This is a genomic window from Saonia sp., from assembly GCF_056326165.1.
Window position 1 is genome coordinate 1 of sequence record NZ_JBWFBN010000026.1, and the last position, 5,589, is coordinate 5,589.

Genomic DNA, 5,589 nt, shown 5'->3' on the forward strand with positions numbered 1-5,589 from the left:
ACATTCTACCGTTACGCCTAATGGGTTACTCGCCGTGGGGTCGGTCGTATCATTCATTGTAATGGTAGTAGTAAAAATAGAACTAGTATTTCCTAAATCATCAGTAGCTTGATACGATATTACACGTGTAAAAGAATTATCACAACTACCAGGTGTAGTAACATCACTTATTTGAGTAACAGTTGGAGTGCTGCAATCATCCGTAGCAGTTGGTACTGTAAATTCAGCTATTGAACCACATAAGACTGTAATTCCATCTGAGGTTGGCACAAAACCAAAATTAACGCCTGACCACTCTATATTCCCTCCAGGAATTCCTCCAAAAGCAGGTATTGTTGATGTACCTCTAATAATTAAATCATAAGTTCCATCTCCATTATCTATTTCTCCATACGTAAATGCAGACTGGTTACTTAATTGTGTATCATCTAATTGATAATTGGCATTTGGGATTAAAACCTCCCAGTAATCTATTGCTGAGCCTGTTGAGTTTTGAAGCCCAAACCCCCATGAAGTTTGAAATTCATTAAAAAAAGTAGTGCTAATAGCCCCACATGCTCCATGTAAAGGTAATTCTCCTATACATTCGTATAAAGTATCCAAAGCACCAGCAGCAGTTAACCATGTTGGACCAACATTATCTATTGTAATAGTAGTAACACCAGTAATATATAATGTTGGATCACCTGGCATTCCTCCATATTCCACAACATAGCCTTGGGACTGATAATCTCCAGAACTTGCAGTCGTATTTGGTAAATCATTCCATGATCCATTTGAGTTAACATTTGGATGTACAATATGTGCATAATCTTCATTTCCAGCCTGATTTGGTTCTCCGCTATTCCAAAAAGCAAAATTATAAGGTGGAGTAACACTTCCACCAGCTGTTCCACTCCAAAACGAAGTGCCAGCTTCTGGTCCTGTAACCCATCGCCAATCTCCTTCACTGGCAGCATCACTACCTCCAATCCAACCCACTCCCTGTGCTTGAGAGCCAGAAAAATCTGCCTCTACCTGTGAAGTTAACGTTGCTAAATACCCTTGTAAACCAAAATGAGTCCTAGCACTTGCGGCAGCATTTGCATCAGTCCATGTAATGCTCAAGTCAGCCACATACTCATAATAATGACCCGTATCTGGCAAATAATTAGCTTCGCCTACTGTAATGGAAAATTGCCGAGTACCCGTAGGAGTGCCAGAGCTGGAATATTCTACAGCAGCTATAGCTGTTTCATATTCTACATAAGTTGCTGAGCCGGTTAAAGAAAGTTCTCCTTGAACTGCGTCCCAGCTAGCAGAAATATTGGGATGGCTTCCGGTAAGTGTTAATAAATCTTCCCCATTTACATACCCAGAGGATATTTGAATATAAACAGCTGTAGTTGTAGTATCATCAGCATCTGTTATACTTATGGTTTCCACAATTGGCATTGAAGTCCCAGGACAAAAAACCTGGTCCCCTGTTGCAGTAAGTACTGGTGGGTCGTTTGGAGCAGGAAGTGTAACCTCTATTTGAAAATTATCTATATATACAAATTCTCCGCTTTCCCAATCTCCCCAAGACTGAGTACCTACATTAATAAATCTTATAGTAGTACTCCCAGATATATATGCTGTTATGTCAAAACTAAAACTCCCTGTTGCACTTCCAGTAAAAGTGCCTATAGTCGTATAACTACTTCCATTTGAAGATGCTTGAACACTTAATTGCTCTCCCGTTGACCCCCCATCAAGTCCAGATGTTTGCCAGTCAAATGTCAAAGTTGCACTAGTTGATCCAGTTAAAAAAGCAGTTCTACTAATCTGATGGTTATTTCTTGATATATCCTCAAAACGTAAATCCCCTCCTGTTATACGTATTCTTCCTGATCCTACATTGTTATTATCATTTACCTCATTCCAATCAGCTGCAAAATTAGACGTACCATCATTATTTGAATATGATGCGCTACTAAACTCGTCTCTATATGTTTCTTGTCCATATACAAACGAGGCCAATAAAATAAAAACTAATAAAATTTTGTATCCAAAATTGGTGTTCATACAATTAACTGTAAACTAATAATCAGATAAAAATATAGTTGTTGTATGGAGGTGCCTAAAATTTGTTGTGTAGCACGATATAATCCTAGTGAACATCAATTATTTAGGTGTTAACACATTAAAAAAGAAGAAAAAGAGATGAAAAAATAGAGGTATTTTACCGATAAGCCCTTATAAAACATAAAGCTTTCAGAGCACACAAAAAAATAAAAATCCGTTGCTTTAGGCAACGGATTTTTTGTATAAAACTATAAGTATTTTACTCTAGAATAATGAATTCTGATCTACGGTTTAACTGGTGTTTTTCACTAGAGCACCTCACCCCATCAGCACATTCATTTATCAATTTGGTTTCTCCATATCCTTCATCATCCAGTCGGTCACGGGCAATTCCTTTCGAGACCATATACTCCATTGTAGATTGAGCTCTTTTTTGTGAAAGCCATAAATTATAAGCATCATTACCTCTACTATCTGTATGGGAGTTTACCTTTATTTTTAGGCTAGGATACTTTTCCATTGCAGCAATTACTTTCTGTATTTCAATTTCAGCATCTGAGCGAATATCAAATTTGTTCAAATCAAAATATATAGTGCTCAATTGCAGCAATTTAGCTAAATCGTCACCAAAACCAGCCGTTACAGTTTCCCTCTCTAAATAGAAATCTATTATTCTATTTTTTCCATCAGATTGATTTAAATATTCCTCTGATGGAACATACCCCTCTATAGAAGCTCTTACAAAATTACCCTTATTACAGTCCAATGTAAGGAAATATTCACCAGAAGAATCTGTAAGAGTAGATGATATTACTTCATTATTTTCATCAATAACCATTACTGTTGCGCCAATAAGAACATTGTTAGATATTCTATCCCTTACAGTACCTGTTACTTGTTGATTGCATTCAAAAGAAAGGGGTTCATTCTCAATAAACTTATAGATATCATCTTCTCCCATACCTTCTTCACGGTTAGATGCAAAATATCCTATTTTATTATCTTCATTTATAATAAATGTAAAATCATCTTCTTTACTGTTAACAGGTCTACCAACATTCAATATGGGTTCATGGTACTTATTTCTTAATATTTTAGTAGCAAAAACATCTAAGCCGCCCAAACCTAAATGACCATCAGATGAAAAGTATAAAATTTCATTTGTGGTAACAAATGGAAAAGTTTCTCTAGCTGTTGTGTTAATATTATCGCCCAAATTCTCTGGTGTTCCAAACGTTCCATCTTTATTAATTGCTACTTTAAAAATATCTGATTCCCCTAATGTTCCCGGCATATCAGAAGCAAAATAAAGTGTTCTTTCATCTGGGCTAAGCGATGGATGGGCAACAGAGTAAGAATCACTATTGAAAGGTAAATCCTCAATATAAGCCCATTCTCCATTCTCCATCACAGCTCTAAAAACCTTAAGTCTTATAAATCCATTTTCATCTTTTATATACTTCCCATCTTTACTAATATTATTTCTTGTAAAGTATATAGTATTACCATCTTTAGTTGCAATAGAAGTGGATTCATGCAGCCTTGTATTTATATCGTCACTGAGTTTTGATACATTATCTTTTGAAACACTATCTGAATTAATTTTATACAAATCCAAAAAGTCCTTTGAATTCCATGTATGCCTATATCTGGCCAAATTACCTGTATCCCTATCTGAAGAAAAAATAAGACCTTCCTTATAAAAGGATGGAGCAAATTCCGAGTATACAGTATTATATTGAAAAGATTCCACAGTATATCTACCAGAATTCTTCTCAATTTCTTCCATATAATTTCTTTCCGATTTATCCGGATTAGCGGTAATTTTTGCGAATTCCGCCATTAAAGCATCGGAACGTTCATATTGTCCCAATGTCCTTAATGTCTGTGCATATCTAAAGTAATATTCCGGACCCAAATCTTCACTATATTCATTAACCAACTTTTCATATACATCCGCTGCCTCTTTATAATCCGCATTGAAATAATAGGAGTTTCCAAGTTTTTTTAATAGGTCTGAGGAAGTATATCCTTTGTCCAGAACTTTTTTATAAATATCAATAGCAGGGCTAAATGAATACTCCTCGTATTTATCATTAGCCTTATTAAGCAATCTTTCTTGGGAAAACAAATTGCCAGTTATGGCAAATATTATCGCTATAAATAGTATTCTTTTTGTCATTTATGATGATATTAAAAGAAACGTGGTGATACCAATCTTTGGAATGATTTTACCAATTCCCAACGTAAGAAAAACTCGAATGAGCCATCATTGAATTGAGTTCCTCCCAATTCAGTTGTTTCCTTATCATATGCCAATCCAATCATTAATTGATCAGATAGCTGGAATCCTACCAAGCCACTAACAGCTGCATCCCACCTATAGGCTGCACCAAAACTGAACTTTTCATTAAACAAAAAAGTGCCTGAAAAATCTAATTGAAGAGGAGCCCCACCAACTACTTTGGATAAAACGGCTGGTTTAAACTTTAAATCTCCATTTAAATCAAAAACATACCCAGTTATAAAATAAAAATTAATTCTCTCTTTGGACAAAAAGTTAATTGAGTTGGCATTTCTCTGCGAGTTATCAAAAAACTCCGTTTCCAATACATTTGGTACAGATACACCAGCATAAAACCTATCCGAATGATAATAAGTCCCAAAACCAAAATTTGGACTAAAACTGTTGCTTATGTCATTTCCATCAACAACTTCGGAATCAAAATTTCTAAGTCCGTTAAAATCCAGATTCAAAATATTTCCTCCTGCCTTAAGACCAAAAGACAATTTTGCATCTTGTGATACATCAATGGTATAGGAAATTACAGCGTCCAAATAAGTTTCTTGAACCACCCCGTCACCTATATTATCATTTACCAATGATATTCCATAACCCAATCTACTATTTCTTATTGGGGAATGAAGATTTAATGTAAATGATTCTGGAGCTCCTGCTAGTCCTACCCATTGGGATCTATATAAAGCTGCAACACTTAATTGCCCTCTTGACCCAGCATAAGCAGGATTTACAGTAATAGTATTATACATATACTGTGTATACTGAGCATCCTGTTGCGCAGAGATATTCTGTATTACTAAACCAAACAATAAAAATAAGAGTAAGATAGTTTTTTTAATCATTTTACAATTTTGAATATTGTTATTTACTTATATACAGATAATTGCTATCTACAATTCTACCATCTGGACTTTGATATTCAAAGATATAAAAATATATTCCGGAAGGAAGAACTTCTTGTGCGCTTACCGTAGACCTACCCTTTGACCTTCCATCAAAAACGTTATTAATATTGTTATAGTTTAGTCCATCATATACCGAAACCCCCCATCTATTAAAGATTTTTAAAGAGTTATTCTTTGCATTCTCCACTCCTTTAATAAATAGAAAATCATTTTTTCCATCACTATTTGGTGTCACCATTTGGTTTACTTCCACTGCAACAGTTTCTGTTGGTGGAGTATCATCCGTTGGGTCCAAATAGTCCGGGGTGCCATCGTTGTCACTATCATCATTGGTCG

General features: G+C 35.2%; 4 protein-coding genes. All 4 read right to left on the minus strand.

All coding sequences use genetic code 11. The annotated features are described in order from the left end of the window. A partial coding sequence (locus AC000W_RS15125; RefSeq protein WP_474749492.1) for a C-type lectin domain-containing protein occupies nt 1-2,046 on the minus strand: 2,046 nt, incomplete at its 3' end. Nucleotides 2,047-2,305: 259 nt separating this feature from the next. Next, complete coding sequence (locus AC000W_RS15130; protein ID WP_474749494.1) at nt 2,306-4,228, minus strand: OmpA family protein; 1,923 nt, start codon at nt 4,226-4,228, stop codon at nt 2,306-2,308. Nucleotides 4,229-4,239: 11 nt separating this feature from the next. Continuing rightward, a complete protein-coding gene (locus tag AC000W_RS15135) occupies nt 4,240-5,190 on the minus strand; it encodes a PorP/SprF family type IX secretion system membrane protein (RefSeq protein ID WP_474749495.1) in 951 nt (316 codons plus the stop codon). 19 nt (nt 5,191-5,209) lie between these two features. Next, nucleotides 5,210-5,589 (minus strand): gliding motility-associated C-terminal domain-containing protein (locus AC000W_RS15140; RefSeq protein ID WP_474749497.1); only part of this gene is annotated, 380 nt, incomplete at its 5' end.

Bases quoted from the DNA above. Each gene is read 5' to 3' on its own strand.
- AC000W_RS15130 (WP_474749494.1), bottom strand. From the start codon at position 4,228: ATGACAAAAAGAATACTATTTATAGCGATAATATTTGCCATAACTGGC.
- AC000W_RS15135 (WP_474749495.1), bottom strand. From the start codon at position 5,190: ATGATTAAAAAAACTATCTTACTCTTATTTTTATTGTTTGGTTTAGTA.